Origin of the sequence: Demequina sediminicola, from assembly GCF_000975055.1 — a bacterium.
GTDB classification, from domain to species: Bacteria; Actinomycetota; Actinomycetes; order Actinomycetales; family Demequinaceae; genus Demequina; species Demequina sediminicola.
Genome location: NZ_BBRB01000003.1, coordinates 32,094 through 50,642 on the forward strand (window position 1 = coordinate 32,094; position 18,549 = coordinate 50,642).

The 18,549-nt window shown below is 61.9% G+C and carries 26 protein-coding genes and 1 pseudogene; 18 read left to right on the forward strand and 9 right to left on the reverse strand.

Annotated features, from left to right (window positions below; all coding sequences use genetic code 11):
• The first annotated feature begins 26 nt into the window (after positions 1–26).
• From AOP79_RS07185 to fabF, 5 genes are all read left to right on the forward strand, one after another.
• Positions 27–1,196 (forward strand): PucR family transcriptional regulator, encoded by a 1,170-nt coding sequence (locus tag AOP79_RS07185; RefSeq protein WP_236683323.1) that lies wholly within the window; start codon positions 27–29, stop codon positions 1,194–1,196.
• 77 nt (positions 1,197–1,273) lie between these two features.
• Entirely contained in the window at positions 1,274–2,188 is a 915-nt protein-coding gene (locus tag AOP79_RS07190; RefSeq protein WP_062072075.1) for an ACP S-malonyltransferase, read from the forward strand.
• On the forward strand, positions 2,185–3,183 hold the full coding sequence (locus AOP79_RS07195) for a beta-ketoacyl-ACP synthase III (protein ID WP_062072078.1): 999 nt from the start codon (positions 2,185–2,187) through the stop codon (positions 3,181–3,183). Before AOP79_RS07190 ends, AOP79_RS07195 begins: the two co-directional genes overlap by 4 nt.
• 82 nt (positions 3,184–3,265) lie before the next feature.
• The gene (locus AOP79_RS07200; RefSeq protein WP_062072081.1) at positions 3,266–3,511 is read left to right on the forward strand and encodes an acyl carrier protein; all 246 of its coding nucleotides are present in this window, start codon (positions 3,266–3,268) and stop codon (positions 3,509–3,511) included.
• Between the two features lie 30 nt (positions 3,512–3,541).
• Positions 3,542–4,780 (forward strand): beta-ketoacyl-ACP synthase II, encoded by a 1,239-nt coding sequence (gene fabF / locus AOP79_RS07205; RefSeq protein WP_062072084.1) that lies wholly within the window; start codon positions 3,542–3,544, stop codon positions 4,778–4,780.
• Between the two features lie 111 nt (positions 4,781–4,891).
• Here the strand turns inward: fabF and AOP79_RS07210 are convergent, their stop codons facing one another.
• Both AOP79_RS07210 and AOP79_RS07215 read right to left on the reverse strand, forming a co-directional pair.
• Positions 4,892–5,254 (reverse strand): nuclear transport factor 2 family protein, encoded by a 363-nt coding sequence (locus AOP79_RS07210; RefSeq protein WP_062072087.1) that lies wholly within the window; start codon positions 5,252–5,254, stop codon positions 4,892–4,894.
• 11 nt (positions 5,255–5,265) lie between these two features.
• The gene (locus tag AOP79_RS07215; RefSeq protein WP_062072089.1) at positions 5,266–5,763 is read right to left on the reverse strand and encodes a DUF3145 domain-containing protein; all 498 of its coding nucleotides are present in this window, start codon (positions 5,761–5,763) and stop codon (positions 5,266–5,268) included.
• A gap of 159 nt (positions 5,764–5,922) precedes the next feature.
• Here AOP79_RS07215 and AOP79_RS07220 point away from each other — a divergent pair, with 159 nt between their 5' ends.
• Positions 5,923–6,576, forward strand: a complete 654-nt coding sequence (locus AOP79_RS07220; RefSeq protein ID WP_062072091.1) for an NAD(P)H-hydrate epimerase — start codon at positions 5,923–5,925, stop codon at positions 6,574–6,576.
• Here AOP79_RS07220 and def read toward each other — a convergent pair.
• A complete protein-coding gene (def, locus tag AOP79_RS07225) occupies positions 6,573–7,067 on the reverse strand; it encodes a peptide deformylase (RefSeq protein ID WP_062072094.1) in 495 nt (164 codons plus the stop codon). The two genes, AOP79_RS07220 and def, sit on opposite strands and share 4 nt — an antisense overlap.
• 80 nt (positions 7,068–7,147) lie before the next feature.
• Between def and AOP79_RS07230 the strand changes: the two genes are divergently transcribed.
• A complete protein-coding gene (locus AOP79_RS07230; protein WP_236683324.1) occupies positions 7,148–8,032 on the forward strand; it encodes an NAD(P)H-hydrate dehydratase in 885 nt (294 codons plus the stop codon).
• Positions 8,033–8,081: 49 nt separating this feature from the next.
• Complete coding sequence (locus tag AOP79_RS07235) at positions 8,082–8,294, forward strand: CsbD family protein (protein WP_062072099.1); 213 nt, start codon at positions 8,082–8,084, stop codon at positions 8,292–8,294.
• Positions 8,295–8,331: 37 nt separating this feature from the next.
• Here AOP79_RS07235 and AOP79_RS07240 read toward each other — a convergent pair whose 3' ends face one another.
• Both AOP79_RS07240 and AOP79_RS07245 read right to left on the reverse strand, forming a co-directional pair.
• Positions 8,332–8,922: a gluconokinase gene (locus AOP79_RS07240; RefSeq protein ID WP_062072101.1), complete on the reverse strand. Its 591-nt coding sequence runs from the start codon at positions 8,920–8,922 to the stop codon at positions 8,332–8,334.
• On the reverse strand, positions 8,919–9,224 hold the full coding sequence (locus AOP79_RS07245) for a DUF1905 domain-containing protein (RefSeq protein ID WP_062072103.1): 306 nt from the start codon (positions 9,222–9,224) through the stop codon (positions 8,919–8,921). The genes AOP79_RS07240 and AOP79_RS07245 overlap by 4 nt, the downstream gene beginning before the upstream one ends.
• Before the next feature lie 121 nt (positions 9,225–9,345).
• Here AOP79_RS07245 and AOP79_RS07250 point away from each other — a divergent pair, with 121 nt between their 5' ends.
• Genes AOP79_RS07250 through AOP79_RS07260 form a run of 3 tightly spaced genes read left to right on the forward strand, consistent with a single transcriptional unit; the run spans position 9,346 to position 12,170 of the window.
• Complete coding sequence (locus AOP79_RS07250; protein WP_062072105.1) at positions 9,346–10,569, forward strand: SPFH domain-containing protein; 1,224 nt, start codon at positions 9,346–9,348, stop codon at positions 10,567–10,569.
• On the forward strand, positions 10,566–11,798 hold the full coding sequence (locus AOP79_RS07255; RefSeq protein ID WP_152648057.1) for a TFIIB-type zinc ribbon-containing protein: 1,233 nt from the start codon (positions 10,566–10,568) through the stop codon (positions 11,796–11,798). The genes AOP79_RS07250 and AOP79_RS07255 overlap by 4 nt, the downstream gene beginning before the upstream one ends.
• Before the next feature lie 12 nt (positions 11,799–11,810).
• Complete coding sequence (locus AOP79_RS07260; RefSeq protein WP_062072110.1) at positions 11,811–12,170, forward strand: hypothetical protein; 360 nt, start codon at positions 11,811–11,813, stop codon at positions 12,168–12,170.
• A 12-nt stretch (positions 12,171–12,182) separates the two neighbouring features.
• On the opposite strand, the gene AOP79_RS07265 is transcribed toward AOP79_RS07260, so the two are convergent.
• Positions 12,183–12,854: a TetR/AcrR family transcriptional regulator gene (locus AOP79_RS07265; RefSeq protein WP_062072112.1), complete on the reverse strand. Its 672-nt coding sequence runs from the start codon at positions 12,852–12,854 to the stop codon at positions 12,183–12,185.
• Here AOP79_RS07265 and AOP79_RS07270 point away from each other — a divergent pair.
• Positions 12,804–13,163: a glycoside hydrolase family 3 protein gene (locus AOP79_RS07270; RefSeq protein ID WP_236683334.1), complete on the forward strand. Its 360-nt coding sequence runs from the start codon at positions 12,804–12,806 to the stop codon at positions 13,161–13,163. The two genes, AOP79_RS07265 and AOP79_RS07270, sit on opposite strands and share 51 nt — an antisense overlap.
• Positions 13,164–13,238: 75 nt before the next feature.
• Here the strand turns inward: AOP79_RS07270 and AOP79_RS07275 are convergent, their stop codons facing one another.
• The 3 genes from AOP79_RS07275 to AOP79_RS07285 form a co-directional block, all read right to left on the reverse strand.
• Positions 13,239–14,030, reverse strand: a complete 792-nt coding sequence (locus AOP79_RS07275; RefSeq protein ID WP_152648058.1) for a DsbA family protein — start codon at positions 14,028–14,030, stop codon at positions 13,239–13,241.
• A 430-nt stretch (positions 14,031–14,460) separates the two neighbouring features.
• Complete coding sequence (locus AOP79_RS07280) at positions 14,461–15,579, reverse strand: PIN domain-containing protein (protein ID WP_082093453.1); 1,119 nt, start codon at positions 15,577–15,579, stop codon at positions 14,461–14,463.
• A gap of 74 nt (positions 15,580–15,653) precedes the next feature.
• Complete coding sequence (locus tag AOP79_RS07285; protein WP_062072121.1) at positions 15,654–15,848, reverse strand: hypothetical protein; 195 nt, start codon at positions 15,846–15,848, stop codon at positions 15,654–15,656.
• A gap of 137 nt (positions 15,849–15,985) precedes the next feature.
• Between AOP79_RS07285 and AOP79_RS07290 the strand changes: the two genes are divergently transcribed.
• The 6 genes and pseudogenes from AOP79_RS07290 (at position 15,986) to AOP79_RS07310 (ending at position 18,534) form a co-directional block, all read left to right on the forward strand.
• The gene (locus tag AOP79_RS07290) at positions 15,986–16,198 is read left to right on the forward strand and encodes a hypothetical protein (RefSeq protein ID WP_152648059.1); all 213 of its coding nucleotides are present in this window, start codon (positions 15,986–15,988) and stop codon (positions 16,196–16,198) included.
• Between the two features lie 14 nt (positions 16,199–16,212).
• Positions 16,213–16,431, forward strand: coding sequence for a hypothetical protein (locus AOP79_RS07295; protein ID WP_062072125.1), 219 nt, complete (start codon positions 16,213–16,215; stop codon positions 16,429–16,431).
• Positions 16,432–16,441: 10 nt separating this feature from the next.
• Positions 16,442–16,783, forward strand: a complete 342-nt coding sequence (locus AOP79_RS07300) for a hypothetical protein (RefSeq protein WP_062072127.1) — start codon at positions 16,442–16,444, stop codon at positions 16,781–16,783.
• A 12-nt stretch (positions 16,784–16,795) separates the two neighbouring features.
• Positions 16,796–17,194: pseudogene (locus AOP79_RS12030) on the forward strand (recombinase family protein); the annotation flags it as partial.
• Positions 17,195–17,203: 9 nt separating this feature from the next.
• On the forward strand, positions 17,204–17,395 hold the full coding sequence (locus AOP79_RS12035) for a recombinase family protein (RefSeq protein ID WP_269078446.1): 192 nt from the start codon (positions 17,204–17,206) through the stop codon (positions 17,393–17,395).
• Positions 17,395–18,534: a tyrosine-type recombinase/integrase gene (locus AOP79_RS07310; protein WP_062072132.1), complete on the forward strand. Its 1,140-nt coding sequence runs from the start codon at positions 17,395–17,397 to the stop codon at positions 18,532–18,534. The genes AOP79_RS12035 and AOP79_RS07310 overlap by 1 nt, the downstream gene beginning before the upstream one ends.
• Positions 18,535–18,549 lie beyond the last annotated feature (15 nt).

Sequence of the window (18,549 nt, forward strand, 5' to 3'; positions counted from 1 at the left end):
ACACAAAAGCGTCCTATGCTGACACCATGGCAAACACAGCGGCGCGGTCGGAGACTCTCCGGCGTTTGCGTGCCGCCACCGGCAGGCTTGCGACGGCCGCACTACGGCGCCTCGATGCCGACTACCCGTGGTTCCGACACCTGCCGGCCGAAGAGCGATCGTGGGTCGGAATTGTCGCGCAAGCCGGAATCTCCTCGTTTGTTGCTTGGTATGCGGACCCCCAACACTCTCACCGCAGCGCCACAGAAGTCTTCGCTGCCGCACCGCCGGAACTCACGCGGTCCGTCTCGCTACAACACACTCTCTCTATCGTGCGCTCTGTCGTGGAGGTCGTGGAGAGCCACTCGGACGAGTTCGCCTCACCAGGATCGGAACAGGAAGTCCGCGAAGCTATCCTCCTGTACTCACGTGAGATCGCATTCTCTGCCGCAGAGGTGTACGCCCGGGCAGCGGAAACCCGAGGCGCATGGGACGCGCGACTCGAAGCGCTAGTCGTAGACGCTTTGGTGCGTGGTGAAGTAGACGATGATCTCCCCTCGCGCGCCGCTGCGCTCGGCTGGAAGCCCGGACCCACGCTCGTCATGGTGGGGCTCACGAACGGCGCACTCGGGGAGGTCCAGAGCGCCGAGCTCCGTCGAGTCATCCGCCGTGCAGCGCCCGGCGCGATGGTCGGCATCCATGGCGAAGACCTCATTGTGATCGCCCGCTCCGACGCTCCGCACGAGGAACTTGTCGACCACGTCATCGGCTCATTCGGGCCAGGACCTGTGGTCCTCGGGCCTAAAGCAGTGACTCTGATCGAGGTGGCGCGAGCCACCAGGGCAGGCGTCGCCGGTGTCTCCGCCGCACCTGCATGGTCACTGGCTCCTCGTCCGGTGAGCGCGGACGATCTCTTGCCCGAGCGCGTTCTGGTCGGGGACGCTGCGGCACGCGAACGCCTTGTGACGATTGCTTACGATCCCATCGTCCAGGCAGGTGGATCACTGGCCGAGACCGTGGCGGCCTACCTCGAGTGCGGGCGCTCGCTGGAGACTGCAGCCCGTGCCATGTTTGTGCACCCCAACACCGTGCGGTACCGCCTCAAAAAGGTCGCGGAGATCACAGGGTGGGATGTGCTCGCGCACCGCGACGCGCACGTCTTGGAGATGGCGTTCGCGCTCGGCAGACTTCGCGACTCATCACGCGAGACTTTGTAGATCATCTACAAAACTTCTCGGTCAATCCAGTGTGTCGCTAGCCCCACAATTGCCGGACCGTGCGTCATGCTAGACACATGATCGCTGTCCTTTGCCCCGGCCAAGGCGCGCAAACCCCCGGAATGCTTGAGCCCTGGCTCGACGTGCCTGAGGTTGCCGCTTCCCTCGCCGCCTTGTCTGAAGCCACAGACATCGACCTTGTGGCACACGGAACCACCTCTGACGCGGAGACAATTCGCGACACAGCCGTGGCCCAGCCCCTCCTTGTCGCAACGGCAATTGCGACCGCGCGGGCTTTCCTCGGGAACCAGCCACCTGCAGTCGCCGCCGGTCACTCCGTCGGTGAGCTCGGTGCCGCAGCTCTTGCAGGAGTCGTCACCGACGCCGAAGCGATGCAACTCGTCACCGCCCGCGCTAACGCCATGGCCGCCGCCGCGTCAGCAAGTGAGCCAACCTCGATGGCCGCCGTGCTCGGAGGCGTGGAAGACGACGTCCTGGCCCGCCTCGAGGAACTGGGCCTGACCCCCGCCAACATGAACGGCGGCGGCCAAATTGTCGCGGCCGGAGCTGCATCGGGAATCGCCGCACTCATTGCTGACGGCCCGGCACGTGCCCGAGTGATCGAACTCCAGGTTGCCGGCGCGTTCCACACCTCGTACATGGCCCCTGCCGTCAAGGCACTTGACGTTGCAGCATCGGCGGTGACTCCCCAGAACCCGACTGCCACGCTCATCTCTAACGCTGACGGCGCTGTCGTGTCCGATGCCGAGGACGCCCTGGGCCGCATCGTCAATCAAGTCGCAAATCCCGTCCGGTGGGACCTGTGCCAGGCACGCCTCGTTGACCTCGGAGTCACTGGAATCATTGAAGTGGCACCAGCCGGAGTCCTCACGGGACTCGCCAAACGCTCCATGAAGGGCCTCCCGGCCGTAGCCTTGAAGAGCCCTGAAGACCTCGATGCCGCACGGCACATGCTGAAGGAGAACGCGTGAGCACCCTGAACATCACCCGCGGACCGGAGTTCACCGCGATCCTGGGCCTCGGCGTGTTCCGTGGCGAGCAGGTTGTCCCAAATGATGACCTCATTGAGCCGATCAACTCCTCAGACGAGTGGATTCAGAAGATGACGGGTATCCGCACGCGCGTGCGCGCCGAACACGACACTTCCGTGGTGGACATGTCCGTCGCTGCAGCGGAGCAGGCACTTGCACAAGCCTCGCTCTCAGCCGCCGAAATTGACGCCGTTATCGTCTCCACCATCACTCACCCCCACATCACCCCGGGCGCCGCACCAGAGGTCGCTGATCGCCTAGGAATCACCGCGGCCGCGTGGGACATCTCAGCGGCATGCGCGGGTTACACCTACGGCATCAGCCAGGCCGATGCATTGGTGAGGGCAGGCTCGGCCCGCAATGTGCTGGTCATTGGTTCCGAGAAGATGAGCGACTGGGTTGACCCCGCCGACCGATCCATCTCGTATCTCCTAGGCGACGCCGCCGGCGCAGTCGTAGTCGGGCCCGCCGAAAGCGCGGGCATCGGCCCCACCATTTGGGGATCCGACGGTTCCGGTGCGCACCTCATCCGGCAAAGCGACGACTGGATCACGGTCCGCGATAACGACGATGTCGCGTTCCCGACGCTGTTCCAAGAAGGCCCAAGCGTCTTCAAATGGGCGTCCTTCAAGATGGCACCAGTTGCGCTTGAGGCCATCGCTGCTGCGGGACTGACCCCAGACGACATTCAGGTCTTCATCCCCCACCAGGCCAACGTGCGCATCATTGATCAGTTGGTCAAGCAGATCGGGCTCCCCGAGCAAGTAGTCGTCGGCAAAGACATCACCGACTCGGGCAACACGTCCGCCGCCTCGATCCCGTTGGCGATTGAGCGCCTGATGCGTGACGGGGCAGCCAAGTCCGGGGACATTGCACTACAGATTGGTTTTGGCGCAGGCCTTGTCTACGCCGCACAAGTGGTGGTCCTCCCCTAACGAGGGGTATCACCACTAGAGTTCACACTCGTGTCACACATCGCAGGTGCGTGACGCTTCACCTACTCACAAGGAGAAAAATATGGCTGACACCAACGAGGTCCTCGCGGGCCTGGCAGAAATCGTTGCCGAAGAGACCGGTCTCGACGCCGGTGACGTCACCCTCGAGAAGTCGTTCACCGACGACCTCGACATCGACTCGCTCTCGATGATGACCATCGTGACGCTGGCTGAAGAGAAGTTCGACGTGCGCATCCCCGACGAAGAGGTCAAGAACCTCACCACCGTGGGCGACGCCGTCAAGTTCATCGAGGGCGCACAGAACTAAGCCCCTCTACAAGACTCACTGGAGCTGCACATGACTGACGTTGTTGTAACTGGACTTGGTGCCACCACACCGCTTGGCGGAGACGTGCCCACCACCTGGGAAGCTGCACTTGCTGGACGCTCTGGCGTGCGCACCCTGGACAACGACTGGGCAGAGGTTTACGACATTCCTGTCACCTTTGCCGGCCAGCTCGTCGTGCAGCCCAGTGAGGTCTTGTCTCGCCCTGAAACCAAGCGGATGGACCCATCCGCGCAGATGGCTATTGTCGCGACACGCGAAGCGTGGGCCGATGCTGGCTCGCCTGACGTGGATCCTGAGCGCCTGGGCGCTGTGGTTTCTTCGGGCATCGGCGGTGTCTGGACACTGCTGAATGGCTGGGACACGATGAAGGAGAAAGGCGCTAAGCGCATCCTTCCTCTCTCGGTTCCTATGCTGATGCCCAACTCCCCTGCCGCATACGTGTCGCTTGAACTCACCGCACGCGCAGGTGCACACGCACCTGTCTCGGCGTGCGCATCGGGAGCGGAAGCAATCGGTGCCGCCTACGAAATGATTCAGTCAGGCCGCGCAGACATCGTCGTGGCCGGTGGAACTGAAGCAGCTATTCACCCACTGCCCATCTCAGCTTTTGCGGCGATGCAGGCGCTGTCCAAGCGCAATGACGACCCGCAGGGCGCATCGCGCCCCTACGACACCACCCGCGATGGCTTTGTCATGGGTGAAGGCTCCGGAATTGTTGTTCTGGAGTCCGCGGAACACGCTGCCGCTCGAGGCGCTCGGGTCTACGGCCGAGTCCTTGGACTGGGCATGACCGCAGATGCACACCACATCGCGGCTCCAGACCCCGAGGGTGCTGGGCAGACTCGCGCCATGCGCTTGGCTCTTGAACGCGCCGGTGTGACCGCAGCGGACATCGTTCACGTCAACGCTCACGCCACCTCCACCCCGGTGGGAGACATGATCGAAGCGCGTGGAATTCGCGGCGTGCTGGGATCAGATGCAGACGGCGTCCTCCTCAGCGCTACCAAGTCGATGACCGGGCACCTGTTGGGTGGGGCCGGTGCACTCGAGTCGGTCTTCACCATCAAGGCGCTGCAGGACCGAGTTGCGCCTCCGACCATCAACGTCACGAGCCCGGATCCGGAACTCGAAGTTGACCTGGTCCGCGACACCCCGCGTGCACTGCCTGCGGACGGCCAGCTCGCGGCGATCAATAACTCGTTCGGGTTCGGCGGTCACAACGTCGCACTCGTGTTTGGTTCCGCATAGAGAAACGTGTTCCAACGGCCCTCGCCTCGACCTCAACGTCGAGTCGGGGGCCGTTGTGTGTCCTGGGGACGCTCGGGCGCGCGGTGGCTCAACCTCTGTTGGAGTGACCTACTAGACCTCTGTCGGGGTTGCCTGGTGGTAACGCAGTCGCCATCGGCCGTCATTGACCCACACTGATGAGCGAAGCGCGACGCCCCGGCCGCGGGCCGGCATCGAGGTGTACGTCACGAGTGCAACATCATCACAGATCGCCAATGCCTGAAATCCCACCAAGGGGAAGGTGATGTCGATATCAAGCGGAGGCAGTTCCAGCGTGTCCTCGCGACTGTAGGTCCGCCCCGACAACCCGACCTCATAAAAGTTGTCAGCAAGGACCGCATCCATGTAGCGGCGATCAAACCGGGTTTCGGGACGCCACAGCGCCTCTTCCATCGCCTGAAGAGTGAGTGCCTCGTCGTGGGCGAGTTCCATCATGGGTGAGATAGTTACCCCACTCGATGCAGCCAACGCACGGGGGCGCCTGCACCGGCATATCGGAATGGTTCAAGCTCTTCGTCCCACGCGGTGCCGAGCGCCAAGTCCATGGCGCGTTTGAAGTCGGCGACGGTGCCGCCATTTTCAAGGACGGCACGGATACGGTCTTCTGGAACCACGATGTTGCCGTGGACGTCTGTGACGGAGTGGAAGATTCCGAGCGAGGGGGTGTGCGACCAGCGAGCGCCGTCCGAGCCGAACGATGGGTCTTCAGTCACTTCATAGCGGACGTGTTCCCATCCACGTAGCGCTGAAGCAAGGCGCGCTCCTGTGCCGGGCTGGCCTTGCCAGGCCACCTCGGCTCGATGCAACGAGGTACCAGCCGGCTGGTCGGTCCACTCAAAAGAGGCACGCGAACCTAGCACGGACTGCGCCGCCCACTCGATGTGAGGGCACATTGCGCGCGTTGCAGAGTGCACGAAAAGTACACCGCGGGTAATGGCAGCCATGACCCTTCCTTCCTGTTGAGGTGCGTCTTCCCCTACGACCTCATCTGAAGGGCCTGCCAAACATCAACCCTCGTGCGTTTCCTATCGTGCCCCACCCACAACGCAAATGGCAACTACGACTCGCCACAGCGGCGCCAGAACTATGCCAATCTAGGTGCCATGTCAGAGATGATCATGTCGGTTGCGGAGGTGCGTGCGGCTGAGCAGGCCACCATGCGCACGGTTCCTGAGCCCGTCTTAATGGCGCGAGCCGCTGACGCCATTGCCGGTGAATGCGATTCGATCCTCACCTCAACCCGCGGGCGCGTTGCAGGGAGCCGTGTCGTGGTGTTGGTGGGGCCAGGCAAGAACGGCGGTGACGGCCTCTTGGCCGGTGCCCGTCTTGCGAGCCGTGGCGCGACAGTGGTCGCAATCCTGACCACGGACGCCGCAGACGCAGCACCATTGCAGGAGTGCGAAGAGGCCGGGGCCACGACCATTGAGGCCTCACACCATCCCCACGAGGCGCTCCATGCTGTCGCACGCGCTGAACTCGTCATTGACGCCATCGCAGGCATTGGTTCGACGCCGGGGCTGCGTCGTCCCGCTGACGCTCTGGTGGCAGCAATCGCATCATCAGCAACCATCGTGTCGGTCGACGTCCCTAGTGGCCTTGGAGCCGACTCTGCGAATGCAGATTCCTCACACGTGCACGCAGATGTGACGGTGACTTTCACTGCGCTCAAGGCGTGTCTTGCCGGAGAGCCCGCCCGAGCATCGGCCGGGCGTATCGTCATTGCACAGGTAGGGATTCCCCTACCGAAGCCCCTCTAACCTTCGAGGGACTCCCGAAGTTCGCGCATCGCCTTTTTGCGTACGTCTTTGGCGAGGCGGTCAAGGTAGAGGTGCCCGTCGAGATGGTCAACCTCGTGGTTGATGAGGCGAGCCCAGATCTCTTCTCCCTCGATGACAACCTCTTTGCCATCGAGGTCGGTGCCGACCGCGCGGGTGTAGGCGGGTCGCTCGCACGGGTACCACAGGCCCGGCACGGACAGGCAGCCTTCGTCGCCCAGTTCCTGCAGTTCTGTGGAGCGCTCGACGATCTCGGGGTTCAGGATGTAACCGATGTCGCCGTCGATGTTCCACGAGAAAGCTCGCAGAGACACACCGATTTGATTGGCCGCCAATCCCGCACGCCCGTCATAGTCGACGGTCTCCAGCAGGTCTTCAACCAAAGTCTTCACCTGGGCGTCAATATTGCGGATGGGGTCGCACTGGGTGCGTAGGACGGGATCACCGGTCACTCGAATGTCGCGCATCGCCATAGGCGGCATTGTCTCACGATGCAGAGGTTTGCCTCATCTCCATCCTGCCGTGCTGGAAGCGCCTATGCCAGGCTAGACGTGTGAATGACGCAAAGACGTGGACGTTAGAGTCCATGAAGGAACTGTGGCCCGTCCCGGCTGCTGGCGACGACAAGTACTCGCGCGGGGTGGTAGGTGTCATCGCTGGCTCCGAGGCGTACCCGGGGGCTGCAGCACTCGTGGTGTCGGGCGCCGCACGCGCCGGTGCCGGGATGGTGCGCTATGTAGGGCCGATGCGCGCCCAGGACTTGGTCTTGCACCATCGCCCAGAAACTGTGGTGCACGATCCGGGGGACACCGCTGAGCGCCTGCCGCGAGCGCAGGCGTGGGTGGTGGGTTCAGGCGTTGCGGACTACCCAGAGCAGGATGCGGCCATTGGGGCAGCGATGGCGTCGGGTGCACCCTTGGTCGTGGACGCGGGAGCGCTCGAGACCGTGGCGAAGGCGCGTGCTGCGGGCTCGCGCGAGGCCTCTGCTGACCATGTGCTCCTCACACCGCATGAAGGTGAGCTTCGCCGCACTCTTCAAGCGCTGCGCCATGACGTCACTGCCGAGGAAGTGCACGCTGATCGGGCGGGATATGCACGGCTCCTAGCGGAGGCCTCGCGCGCCGCCGTGTTGCTCAAGGGTTCGCGGTCCCTGGTCGCCTCGCCGGGTGGTGCGGTGACGCTCTTGCCACCGGCTCCAGCGTGGCTCGCGACAGCGGGAACTGGGGATGTCCTTGCGGGCATCGCGGGCACGGCTTTGGCCTCAGGCTTGAACGCTGCCGATGCTGGGGCCGCTGCCGCCTGGATCCACGCGCGAGCAGCGGAGAGAGCAAGCGAACACTCCCCTGGCTGCGTGGGGCCGATCGTTGCGCTCGATGTGGCTCAGGCCGTGCCCCTCGTCCTGGCGTGGAATACCGAACCGTGGAATACCGAACGATGAATGTTGTTGTCATGGATGTCATACCCATTACGCACGGAAGGACAATGTCATGAGTGGAACGGATCGCCTCAGCAACGCCTTTGAGGATGCGAAGGGCAAGGCTAAGGAAGAAACCGGAAATGCCACCGGCAATGAGCAGCAAGAAGCCGAAGGTCGGATGGACCAGCAGAAGGCCGATTTCAAGGACAAGGTCGAGGACGTCAAGGACAAGGTCGCTGAAAAGTACAACGACCTGACAGACCGCGACGGCGACAAGTCATAACGCAGAGCCATCAGTTCCGGTAGTGGCGCAGACGCCGCTACCGTTGATCGCGAAAGCCGGGCCGCGCACCATGCGCGTGCCCGGCTTTTGCGTGTGCGGAGATCACCGCATCCACGATCCGCTCAACATTGCGGTCCGATGTGTCGATCATTGACCCGTGCTCGCCTTGCGCGAGTGGCTCAAGGAGATCCAGCTGCGAACGGACGAGTTCCGGAGGCATAAAGTGATCGGTGCGCGCCGCTGAGCGTCGCGCTAGTTCCTCCTCATCCGCCTGCAAGACGGCAAACCACACGGAGGGCGCGTCGAGGCGGATCGCATCGCGGTAACGCTGGGCCAGCGCCGAGCATGCCACCACTAGTCCACCTGTGGGTTCAGCATCGGCCAACGCGCGACTCACCGTCGCGAGCCACGGCGCACGATGGCCGTCGGTCAGCGGAACGCCGGAGGCCATGAGCGCTTTGTTCTCGGCAGAATGCAGATCGTCACCGTCGACAAACGGCACACTCAGACGCTGCGCCACGGCAGCGCCGATGGTGGATTTGCCCGATGCTGTGGGGCCAGCAATCACGATCAAGGGGTGATGGCGCTCAGGGGGGAGGCGGACGCCTTCACTGTGTGTGGGCGTCATACGGCAATAAGTTTCATCGACACTGCGACGGCATCGTCTAATGCCATTCCTTCGGCCTTCCTTACAGCGGCTTTGATGGGCAGGATGTACGCGCTGTGCTCCTTCGAGGGAAACATCGACGTGTCCCACACGGTCCCGCCGACGGTGACGCGCACTTTCACGGCACCAAAGCCGCGCCGCTTCTCGGACTGAAGTGCCTCCACCTCATCGGAGATGTCGTCCGGCACCGTGACAAACGTCCACATCTGGTTGCGTGCCCGCCAGGGCCACAAGACTGCGGTGAACTCGAATGTCTGATCCATCGTTAGAGCGTACCGACCGCCACGGCATCGTGGCTGGAAAAGCCACCCACACTCGCCCGGCGTACCCTTCTCAGGCTAGGGTAATGAGGTATCGATTTGGGACTATCCATAAGGGGACATTGTGGGATTTATCCGGGCATTCTCTGGCGCCATTGGCGGTACCTTCGCTGATCAGTGGCTTGACTTCTTGACGCCCCCCACGGGTGTGTCGGCCACAGCGCTGCTGTTCCCAGCCGTCGCTCAAGGCACCAACGCAGGTCGCGGATCCAACACTCAGGCCTCCGAGAACATCATCTCGAACGGCTCCAAAGTGGTGGTGCCGGCGGGGTACGGTCTCCTGACTTTCCAGGATGGCCGCATCACCAACTTCATTGCGGAGTCCGGGGGCTACATCTACAACTCCGATGACCAGCAAGGTCAATCGCTCTTTGCTGGCGACGGCATCATCTCCCCCACGGTCAAGACTTCGTGGGAGCGCTTCAAGTTCGGTGGCCAGCCAGGTAGCCAGCACCTCGCTTTCTACGTCTCACTCAAGGAAGTCCCCGACAACCGGTTCGGCACCCAAGGCCCCATCTACTGGGATGACCACTACCTCGGCACCCAAGCCGGCGCCGTGACGCGGGGCTCCTACACGCTCAAGATCGTCGACCCCATCCTGTTCGTCAACAGCATCGTCCCGGCTCCATACATCTCGGCGAGCGCCGGGGTCTTTGACCTCAACGCTGCCGGTAACCCCGTGGCCGATCAGCTCTTCAACGAAGTCGTGGGATCGCTGTCCGCAGCGTTCTCGAACTACACCAACGCGGGCGAACGCGGCAATCGCATTTCGCGAATCCAGGGTGACGCCCTGGGGTTCTCCGCATCGCTGTCGCAGGTGGTTGAAGAGAACTTCCACTGGGCCACCGAACGTGGCATCATCATCGACAAGGCCGCACTGGTCGCGATCGAGTACGACGCACCCACCGCAGCACTACTGGCCGATGTGCAGAAGGCCGATGCGCTCTCCGGCGCGCGCGGCGATTCCTTCCTCCGCCAATCTGCAGCACGCGGCATCCAGTCCGCCGGTGAGAGCGGCGGCGGTGACGGTTTGGCATTCATGGGTATGGGAATGAACGCAGCCGGTGGTGCGCTGGGCGGTCTCATGCAAAACCAGGGCGGACCTCAGCAGGGCATGCCACAAGGTGGAGCCCAAGCACAGCAAGCAGCACCGCAGCAGGGTCAAGCCGCGGCAGCCGCGGAGCCTGATCCCATGGCTGAACTGCGCAATTACAAGGCGATGCTCGATGAGGGTCTCATCACTCAGGAAGACTTCGACGCGGTCAAGAAGAAGGTTCTGGGCCTGTGACAGAGCAGTTGCCGAACAGTGACAGTGCGCCTGCGGTAGGTGACGCGTGGACGGGGCGAGTGACCAAGCTCGACACGACTACGGGCGCTGAGCACGGCCGGGATAGTTGCCCTAAGTGTGGATCGACGGAGATCAGTCACAAAGCGGGAACGATGTCCTTGGTGTGCGCATTCTGCCGCCACGAATGGACGGGGCAACGCCTTGAGGACACCCACGGCCTCGGCGAGGGAATTTCATCCCTCTCTGGACGGACAGTCACCTCGGGCGCCTCGGCCATGGACTCTGATAAGAACCTCATCACCATGAAGTGCCAAGGCTGTGGTGCCGAGGTGACGGTCGACACGGCGCACGCTACGCAGTCGCGGTGCCACTGGTGCCGCTCCATCTTGTCGATCAATGACAAGCTCCCGAACGGTGCCATCCCCGACGGAATCTTGCCGTTCTCGCTGTCGAAAACCGAGGCGATGGAGCGCATCACGAAGTTTGTGAGCGATCGCAAGATGCTGGCCAATCCCAAGTTCAAGGCTGACTTCTCCGCGGAACAGGTCCGTCAGGTGTACCTGCCGTACATGGTGGTCGACGGCAACCTCCACACACGGATTCATGGTGTGGGAGAGGTTCAGACTCGGCGCTACACCGTCCAGCACGGGAAGACGTCGACCACGTATTACGACGCCAACGAGTACCAGGTAGTGCGCCAGTTCGATCTGCACGCCGACGACCTGATCGTTGAGTCATCGGCCTCGAAGGCAGACTTCGCGACGCAGGTATCGACCAACAACATCATCAACGCGATCCTCCCCTTCGATGTGAAGAACATGGTCGCGTTTGATTCGAACTACATGGGCGAGATCCAGTCGGAGAAGCGCGACATGGACATCAACGATGTCGCCAACACTGCGTACACCCGGTTTCTCACTCTGGCACGTGAGCGCATCCGTCCTGACTTCGCCAACTATGACCGTGGCGTCCGCATCACTCACGAAGAAATGTGGGTGCGCGGATCACGGTGGGCCACCGTCTACCTGCCTGTATGGCTCTATTCGTATCCAGAGCGGGACGATGACGGCAGGCTGACAGTCCACTATGTGGCCGTCAATGGGCGTAGCGGCAGCACTATGGGCTCAGTTCCCATCTCGAAGAGCCGCCTCTGGGGCGCCACTTTGGGATTCGCAGCTGGCACGGCCCTCATTGCCTGGCCCATCGCTTTTGCCACCCTCCTCGCGTAAGGAATGACTCTGATGGATCTCTCAACAGCACAGGTCATCCTCGCCTCGAGCGGCGATGGCGGCGATCTGTTCTTTGTGGCGGCGCTCGCGTTTGCCGCGCCCTTCGTTGTGGGCTGGTACGCGCATCGTCAGATGTACAAGCGATACCGCAATCAGGACAAGCGCTACCGGTACGAGCACACGACTGACGCCACCATGGAAGACCTGCAACGCTGGGACACGTTCACGCACGAGCGACGACGCCTGAGGAACCGCACCATTGAGGGCGAGAACGCGAACTCTCCCGAGGTGCGCGCGCCGTACGTGGACTTGAAGGAGATGACTGGAGAGCTCGACTCCGGCTCTGCCGAGGAAAACGGTGGCGCTCAATAGCTACGACGGGCTTCACAGCCCAAAGGCCCCGCGCATCACTCGCTCCACGAATGCGGGAACGTCAACTTCTCCGGGATGCAAGGCGTCGTAAACCTGCATCCTTTCCCACGCGGCCACAATCTCGATCGCTTGTTGCTGCGCAGGCGCATCGTTGGAAACGATGCCGCCCACTTGTTGCTCATGGATTGTCGACGCGATCACACCAACAATCAGCCCGTGGCGTCGCTGCGAAAAAGTCCGCGCGGGGTAGTTGGTGGCGGCCGCTTCAGCTGACATCGTCGACAGCAGTTGCACCAGACCAGGGAACTGCTGGTTGCGTCGCGCCGTCGCCACGAATCCCGTCAAGACAATTTCAGGGGTTATGACCTCAGGAAGGTCGTCGGGGATCGCTTGCTGGTCGTGCCAGTCGAGCACGGCTGTCAGAAGGCCCACCTTGTTGCCGAAGTGGTGGACCAGGGTGGAGTGATCGACTCCGGCCTCGCGCGCGATCCCTCGCAGACTTGCGCCGTGGAATCCCTGCTCGGCGAAGGCCTCCGCCGCTCGCTCAACGAGCAGTAAACCAACGCCCGCTCTGGCCTTCACGTCTGGGCCGATGAGCAAGCCATCCGCGAGCTCTACCTGCGCCCCTTCGAGATCACCGCGAAGGAAGGCGAACTGAGCGCAGTGATGAGTTCGTTCATCCAAATCGGGCCGCGCTGGTCCGGTGGCAACGAGCATCTCCTCGGGGAAACGTTGCGTGGCGAGTGGGGCTGGGAAGGCATGGTCTCCACGGACGCAGTACTGAGATCCTTCATGGACCCGGAGCAGGCCATTCGCTTTGGCAGCGACATCATGCTCGCGCCACTGGGCACCGCGACGGCGAATACCGTCAACGATGCCTACGACGAAGACCCCGTGGGCATCGGTGAAGCACTCCGCGACCGCGTGCACGCTGTGCTGTACCTGGTGAGCAACACCGACGCCATGGACAACGTCAGCGATTCCGACAACTAGCCGCACACATAGCGAAGCCCGGGAAGCGAGTGGCTTCCCGGGCTTTGCTGTGACGAGAGTGAGTCTCAGTGGCGGCTAGAGCGCGTCGAGGTACTCCGTCAGCGCGCCGGGCTCGATGTAGTTGATCTGTTCATAGTCGAGGAGCGCACCGTCAACAGCGACGGATGGTGTTCCTTGCATCCCGCCGGCGAAGGCAGCCTCTGTCGCCTCCCCCACAGTGTCTTCAAAATCGGTACTCAGGATTGCATCGGCCGTTTCCTGAGGGGCGCCAAGGTCCGTCGCAAGTTCAGCGAGCTGGTTCTCCGTCCACCCATCTTCAGGAAGTTGCTCCTGGCTCGACATCAACGAAGCTGTAAACAGCAAGAAGTGCTCGGGAGAAGTCTCGGCGACCACCATCGCTGCCGCCGATGCGCGCGTCGAGTACGCAGACGGGAAGTTGCGGTCCAGGATCGCCACGGGGTGGAGCACGACCGTGGCTTCGCCGGCCTCAGCCATCTCCACCAAGTCTGGTGTCACTCCCATCTCGAAGAGCATGCAGTAATGGCAGGCAAAGTCGAAGTACACGTCCACCACAGGAACATCACCGGTCGCAACCGGGCCGAACGCGACCCCATCCGTCCCGATCGGCACTGCTCCAAATGAGTCAGGACCGCTAGGAAGCTCGGCTGCCTCAGCGGTGCCGTCGGTGGTAGCGGACGCCGAGGGGTCGGGTGACTCGCTGATCGTGGGAGCGGCACTGGCCGACGCTTCGGGGTCCGCGGAGGTGGATTCGGCAGAACATCCTGCGGTCAAGCCCGCGACCACACCCGCAATCGCGATAGTGGAGGCCGCCCGGCGGGCACGGCGTGGATTGCGAGAAGTAGGCACGGTGACACCTCGTGTCGAGTCGACGAATACGAAAAGCAACCCCGCCACGGGTCACCCCTCATGTCTACCCGTAAGTTTGGGTCAACTCGTGGTGCGAAGGTCCCGAGCAGGTGTGCCAGCTGCGTGCGGGCAGCTGCCTGAAGGTGGGCCAGGTGGGGCTTGAACCCACGACCGACGGATTATGAGGCTTTGCGGAGGCGAGTCCGGGAGCGACCAACTGAGCCCAGTTCTCCCTACTTTAGCCGCTCTACCTGCTCGAATGTGCAGAAGTGGGGCGCAGGGCAGACAAGCCGGTCGGCGCTGGTCGCGTACGCATAGGGCGCGGTCGGAGGGGTTTTTGGAGGGGTTCCGGAACCGACCCCAAATTACTGTCAAAGATAGAGCTAATAGAGGGTCGAGCGAAGTTAGGGCTCTCGGTTTTGGCCAGTAGTCAGGTGATGAGGCGGGCAGCGACTGCCGTCACAGGAGTTACGGCTCCGCTACTTGTATCAACATGGAGTTCAATTTCGATCTCTCGCTCGCCCTCCACCAAGAAATAGTGGTTGTTGATTTCTTCGACAAGTTCGACGCCTCCATGCTCTTCATCTGGCGTGGAAAAGAAGTCTCCTTTGAAGACCGCGCCTGAAAAATAAACCGTGCCAGATGCTAGCCAGTGACTAGGGTCACCATCGCTATCGGGTTCAACTTCAGTGAGGTCAAGATTCCAGCTTTCGAAGTCGCCCTCGATTGGCATGCCTGTCTGGAAATCGAGCCAAAGCCCGTCAGAAATATCTCGGTACTCGTCATAAGTGCCGGCGATATCGTCCTGACTATCCTTCTCAGCCCATTCGGCCATAAGGATCGCAGCGACTACAGATCGGGGCAATGCTGCAACGAGGTGAGGCTCAAGCCCCTTTGCCATGTCGCCGATGGTCCGGAAGTGCAGCAGTTTGGCGCCATCAAGGCCGCGCGAGGTCACCTCGTCGTACAAGCGCGAGTCGAGCGATCCGTTGGAGAGAAAGCCCTTGCGGTCGTCGGTTACGAACACAAATGTAAAATCTGGGTTCGCCTCCATCGCGTCGAGCAGTCCGAGCCAGATCATGGTGTCGCGGTACCCCTTGGCAATCTCACCCTCACTACTATCGCCAGCCTGCGAAAATGGTGGGGCGAGAGCAAGTTCGCGTTCCACTAGGTGTTGCGCGGACGGTGTCGGCCAGTCAAGCACCTGTGCCCAAGGCTCTTGATACACCTTTCCCGCGACCTCCGCGCTCACTCGTTCGACATGAGCGACATAGTCGCCAAGCGCCTTTGTCACCTCCAAATCATTTGTGTGCTTCGCAAACTTACGCATTGCTTTAGACGCAAGCGCCGAGAGTTCGGCAACATCTTTCTCTCGATGCCGATTCATTTCTGCTTTAACTATTGGCGAAAACCATACTTCTACATCCACTAGGTCACCGAGGTCGCGAAGTACTTGCGTCTTAGGGGTCGACCAATATGGGTCGCGAAAGAGCGCATTGGTGTCTGGATAGATAACGTAGAGCGTCGAGGCTCTTGGCGTGGCGTTCATGCCGAATAGTCTGACACGGTGGCTGGATCAATGTCGCTCGAACGACGCCTCTAGCGACAAGTAAAGCGTGCACGCTACGTTCGCGGGTAGCGGTCCCGGTCGCCGTGCGTCTCGGCTAGACCCGCGCGACGCATCTCGCGCGCCTTCTCCGAGGCCGTGAGGCGTCGAGGCACGCCCGACGGTGAGACAGCGTTGTCGCCCAGCCCTCCGGCGTACTCCGAGGCATAAGCGCCGCGATCAGTGGTCTCGACTTGGTTATCCTCTCTCATTCTCTAATACTACTCCACGCGCATTCCAATTCGCGGTTTGGTATTTATGCAATTGCAAAATACAAATGTGCAGATTTGCAAAAAGAATTTCACGCGATTCGCAGCGGAATGAGTTAAGGCCGGGTAAGGTTTAGGTTATGAATAAGAAAACAACCCGGCGCATTGAGATGCGGTTGCCCGAGACTTTGGACGACTCCCTCAACGCCCTAGTCTCGCTGCCTGGGATCTCTAAGACTGCGCTCATTCACGAGGCGCTTGTCGCCTTCCTCGGACCGAAGGGCGTGCTGGCTCCCAGCGACGTTGAGCCGGTCCCTCTCACCATCACACGCGGCCCACGCCGCAACCTCTAACGGAAGGAAAGGCAATGGACAACGATCTCCCGGCATACCCCGTCAACCAAGGCCACATCGCGGCGCAGCAATTGGAATCCACGCGAGGTCGCGTGACGTCACAGATGGCCGCGCTTGACGACGAACTCCATGTGATGTCGGACATGTTCCAGGCGGCTTTTGAGGTCGCCGACCGCAAGGCCAACACCCAAGAGCGCATCTCAGCGCTCGCCAAGTCTCGCAAGCAGCGCTAAGGAGCCGAAAGTGCACAAGCTAAACCCCCATCATGTTCGCCTCCAAGCCCGCGAGCGTGAGTATCCCAACGCTACGGCAGAGCGGGACGCGCTGAAAGAGATCGACCGCGAGGTGTTTGATCGCGTTCGGGTCTTCGAGAAACTCGCCGTGCAAGGCGCGACCGACCTCAAGGCCGTCGTACAGGAACGAATCAACGCCTCGCTTACCGTCATTGAGCAATTGCGTACCGAGATCGCAGCGCCACTCAGCAATGGCGAGCCGTTGACGTCCGTTTCAGCGTTAGATCTAGTCTCACGCCAGCAGATCCAGGGAAAGGAACGCGACGTGAAAACGATCATTGGATACACGTGAGTCTCGACAGAGGAGCAAGGCAGAAGCGGCCTTGGGCTCGCCGCCCAACGCAAAGCCATTGCAGCCCACGCGACCGCGAAGGAGTGGGAAGTGGTGTGGCTGTGCGATGAGGGTTTGTCGGCCAAGTCCCTAAACCGGCCTGCCCTCCAAGAGGCTCTCGCGCTGCTTAAGCACGGCGAGGCACAAGCGATTGTCGTCTCGAAGTTGGACCGGCTGAGCCGCTCGGTGCAGGACTTCGCTGGGCTTCTCGCCATCGCTCGCAAGCAGCAATGGGCCGTCAACGCTCTCGACGTAGGAGTGGACACCACGACGCCGGGCGGCGATCTGGTTGCGAACGTCATGGCTGCCGTCGCGCAGTGGGAACGCCGCACCATCGGCGAGCGCACGTCAGTCGCGTTGCGGGCTGCACAAGAGCGCGGCGTGAAGTTGGGCCGTCCACGCACGATCTCTGAGGAAGCCGAGCGGCGTATCTATGAGATCCGCGCGCTCGGGTTGGCGAACAAGCGCATTGCCATACAACTGACTGAGGAGAACGTCGCAACAGCGCGCGGTGGTGCCTGGCACGCCTCGACGGTCTCCCGACTCTTGAACCGCGACAAGGCGGTGGCGTGATGGCGAATGTTCGCGAACTCACCCGCACGAGCGGAAAGGCCTACGAGGTTCGGTGGCGTGCAGAAGGCAAGTTCCGCCAACGTACCTTCGCCGTCAAGCGCGACGCCGAACGGTTCGCTCTCAGAGTGGAGAACCAAATCGCCGAGGGCACTACAGCGTCGCCTCTCGTGCGCCGGGTGCTGACTGTCGCGCAAGTTGTTGAGGCGTCTCTTGAAGCCTCCCGGCCCGGTCTCAAGGAACGCACCCACCGCTCGTATGTGCAGATCTACAACAACCGGGTTCTACCTACCTTCGGTAAGCGCAAAGTCACTGAAGTCACGCGCGCCGAAGTGCAAGCTTGGATTGTCGCGATGAACGGCGAAGGGCTCGCGCCGTCTACCGTCCACCACTGCTACGTCGCGTTGAAGAAGGCGTTCCGTTATGCGCAGGATGACCGGCTGATCGCCTGCAACCCTTGCGACTCGATCCGACTCCCCAAGAACACCGATGTCCACGCTTTCACGCCTGTGTTCCTGACCGCTGCCCAAGTCGAGGCCGTGAGTGCCTATCTCGACGCGACCGCCGAGCCCTACGGGTTGCTCGTGCGCTTCGCGGCCTACACCGGACTCCGCGCCGCCGAACTGACCGGCCTGCGAATCCGCGACCTCAACCTCAAGGCCGGACACGTCGAAGTCCGCCAGACACTCCAACGCATCCAAAGCGAATGGCAGGTCGGCACCCCGAAATCCCGCCGCTCCACGCGCGAGGTGCCGCTGGTGAACCGTGCTCTGACCGCAGTGCTCCGCGAGTACCTCTTCGCCCACCCCAACCGTGCGAACCCGGACGCCTTGCTGTGGCCCGGACGGATACCCGGCACTCACGTCGTGGACTTCACGAGAGTGTTTGACGTGCAATCTTTCCGACGCAACTATCTCCGGCCCGCGCTCGCGAGCACCGATCTCCTGCCGATGCGGTTTCACGACCTCCGGCACACGTATGCAAGCCTGATGCTCGCTGTGGGCTTCCCGCCGTATGAAGTGAGTCGCTGGCTAGGCCACGGCAGCCTCGCGACAACGGACTCCATCTATGCCCATATGTACCCCAGCGACTACGCCAGCCACGTTGACCGTTTCGAGGCGTTCGTGGCTGGGCGCGGCTAAATATTTAGATCCGAG

Coding starts and splice junctions, on each gene's coding strand:
- AOP79_RS07185 (WP_236683323.1), top strand. CDS start 27: ATGGCAAACACAGCGGCGCGGTCGGAGACTCTCCGGCGTTTGCGTGCC.
- AOP79_RS07190 (WP_062072075.1), top strand. CDS start 1,274: ATGATCGCTGTCCTTTGCCCCGGCCAAGGCGCGCAAACCCCCGGAATG.
- AOP79_RS07200 (WP_062072081.1), top strand. CDS start 3,266: ATGGCTGACACCAACGAGGTCCTCGCGGGCCTGGCAGAAATCGTTGCC.
- fabF (WP_062072084.1), top strand. CDS start 3,542: ATGACTGACGTTGTTGTAACTGGACTTGGTGCCACCACACCGCTTGGC.
- AOP79_RS07210 (WP_062072087.1), bottom strand. CDS start 5,254: ATGATGGAACTCGCCCACGACGAGGCACTCACTCTTCAGGCGATGGAA.
- AOP79_RS07215 (WP_062072089.1), bottom strand. CDS start 5,763: ATGGCTGCCATTACCCGCGGTGTACTTTTCGTGCACTCTGCAACGCGC.
- AOP79_RS07220 (WP_062072091.1), top strand. CDS start 5,923: ATGTCAGAGATGATCATGTCGGTTGCGGAGGTGCGTGCGGCTGAGCAG.
- def (WP_062072094.1), bottom strand. CDS start 7,067: ATGGCGATGCGCGACATTCGAGTGACCGGTGATCCCGTCCTACGCACC.
- AOP79_RS07235 (WP_062072099.1), top strand. CDS start 8,082: ATGAGTGGAACGGATCGCCTCAGCAACGCCTTTGAGGATGCGAAGGGC.
- AOP79_RS07240 (WP_062072101.1), bottom strand. CDS start 8,922: ATGACGCCCACACACAGTGAAGGCGTCCGCCTCCCCCCTGAGCGCCAT.
- AOP79_RS07245 (WP_062072103.1), bottom strand. CDS start 9,224: ATGGATCAGACATTCGAGTTCACCGCAGTCTTGTGGCCCTGGCGGGCA.
- AOP79_RS07260 (WP_062072110.1), top strand. CDS start 11,811: ATGGATCTCTCAACAGCACAGGTCATCCTCGCCTCGAGCGGCGATGGC.
- AOP79_RS07280 (WP_082093453.1), bottom strand. CDS start 15,579: ATGAACGCCACGCCAAGAGCCTCGACGCTCTACGTTATCTATCCAGAC.
- AOP79_RS07285 (WP_062072121.1), bottom strand. CDS start 15,848: ATGAGAGAGGATAACCAAGTCGAGACCACTGATCGCGGCGCTTATGCC.
- AOP79_RS07290 (WP_152648059.1), top strand. CDS start 15,986: ATGAATAAGAAAACAACCCGGCGCATTGAGATGCGGTTGCCCGAGACT.
- AOP79_RS07295 (WP_062072125.1), top strand. CDS start 16,213: ATGGACAACGATCTCCCGGCATACCCCGTCAACCAAGGCCACATCGCG.
- AOP79_RS07310 (WP_062072132.1), top strand. CDS start 17,395: ATGGCGAATGTTCGCGAACTCACCCGCACGAGCGGAAAGGCCTACGAG.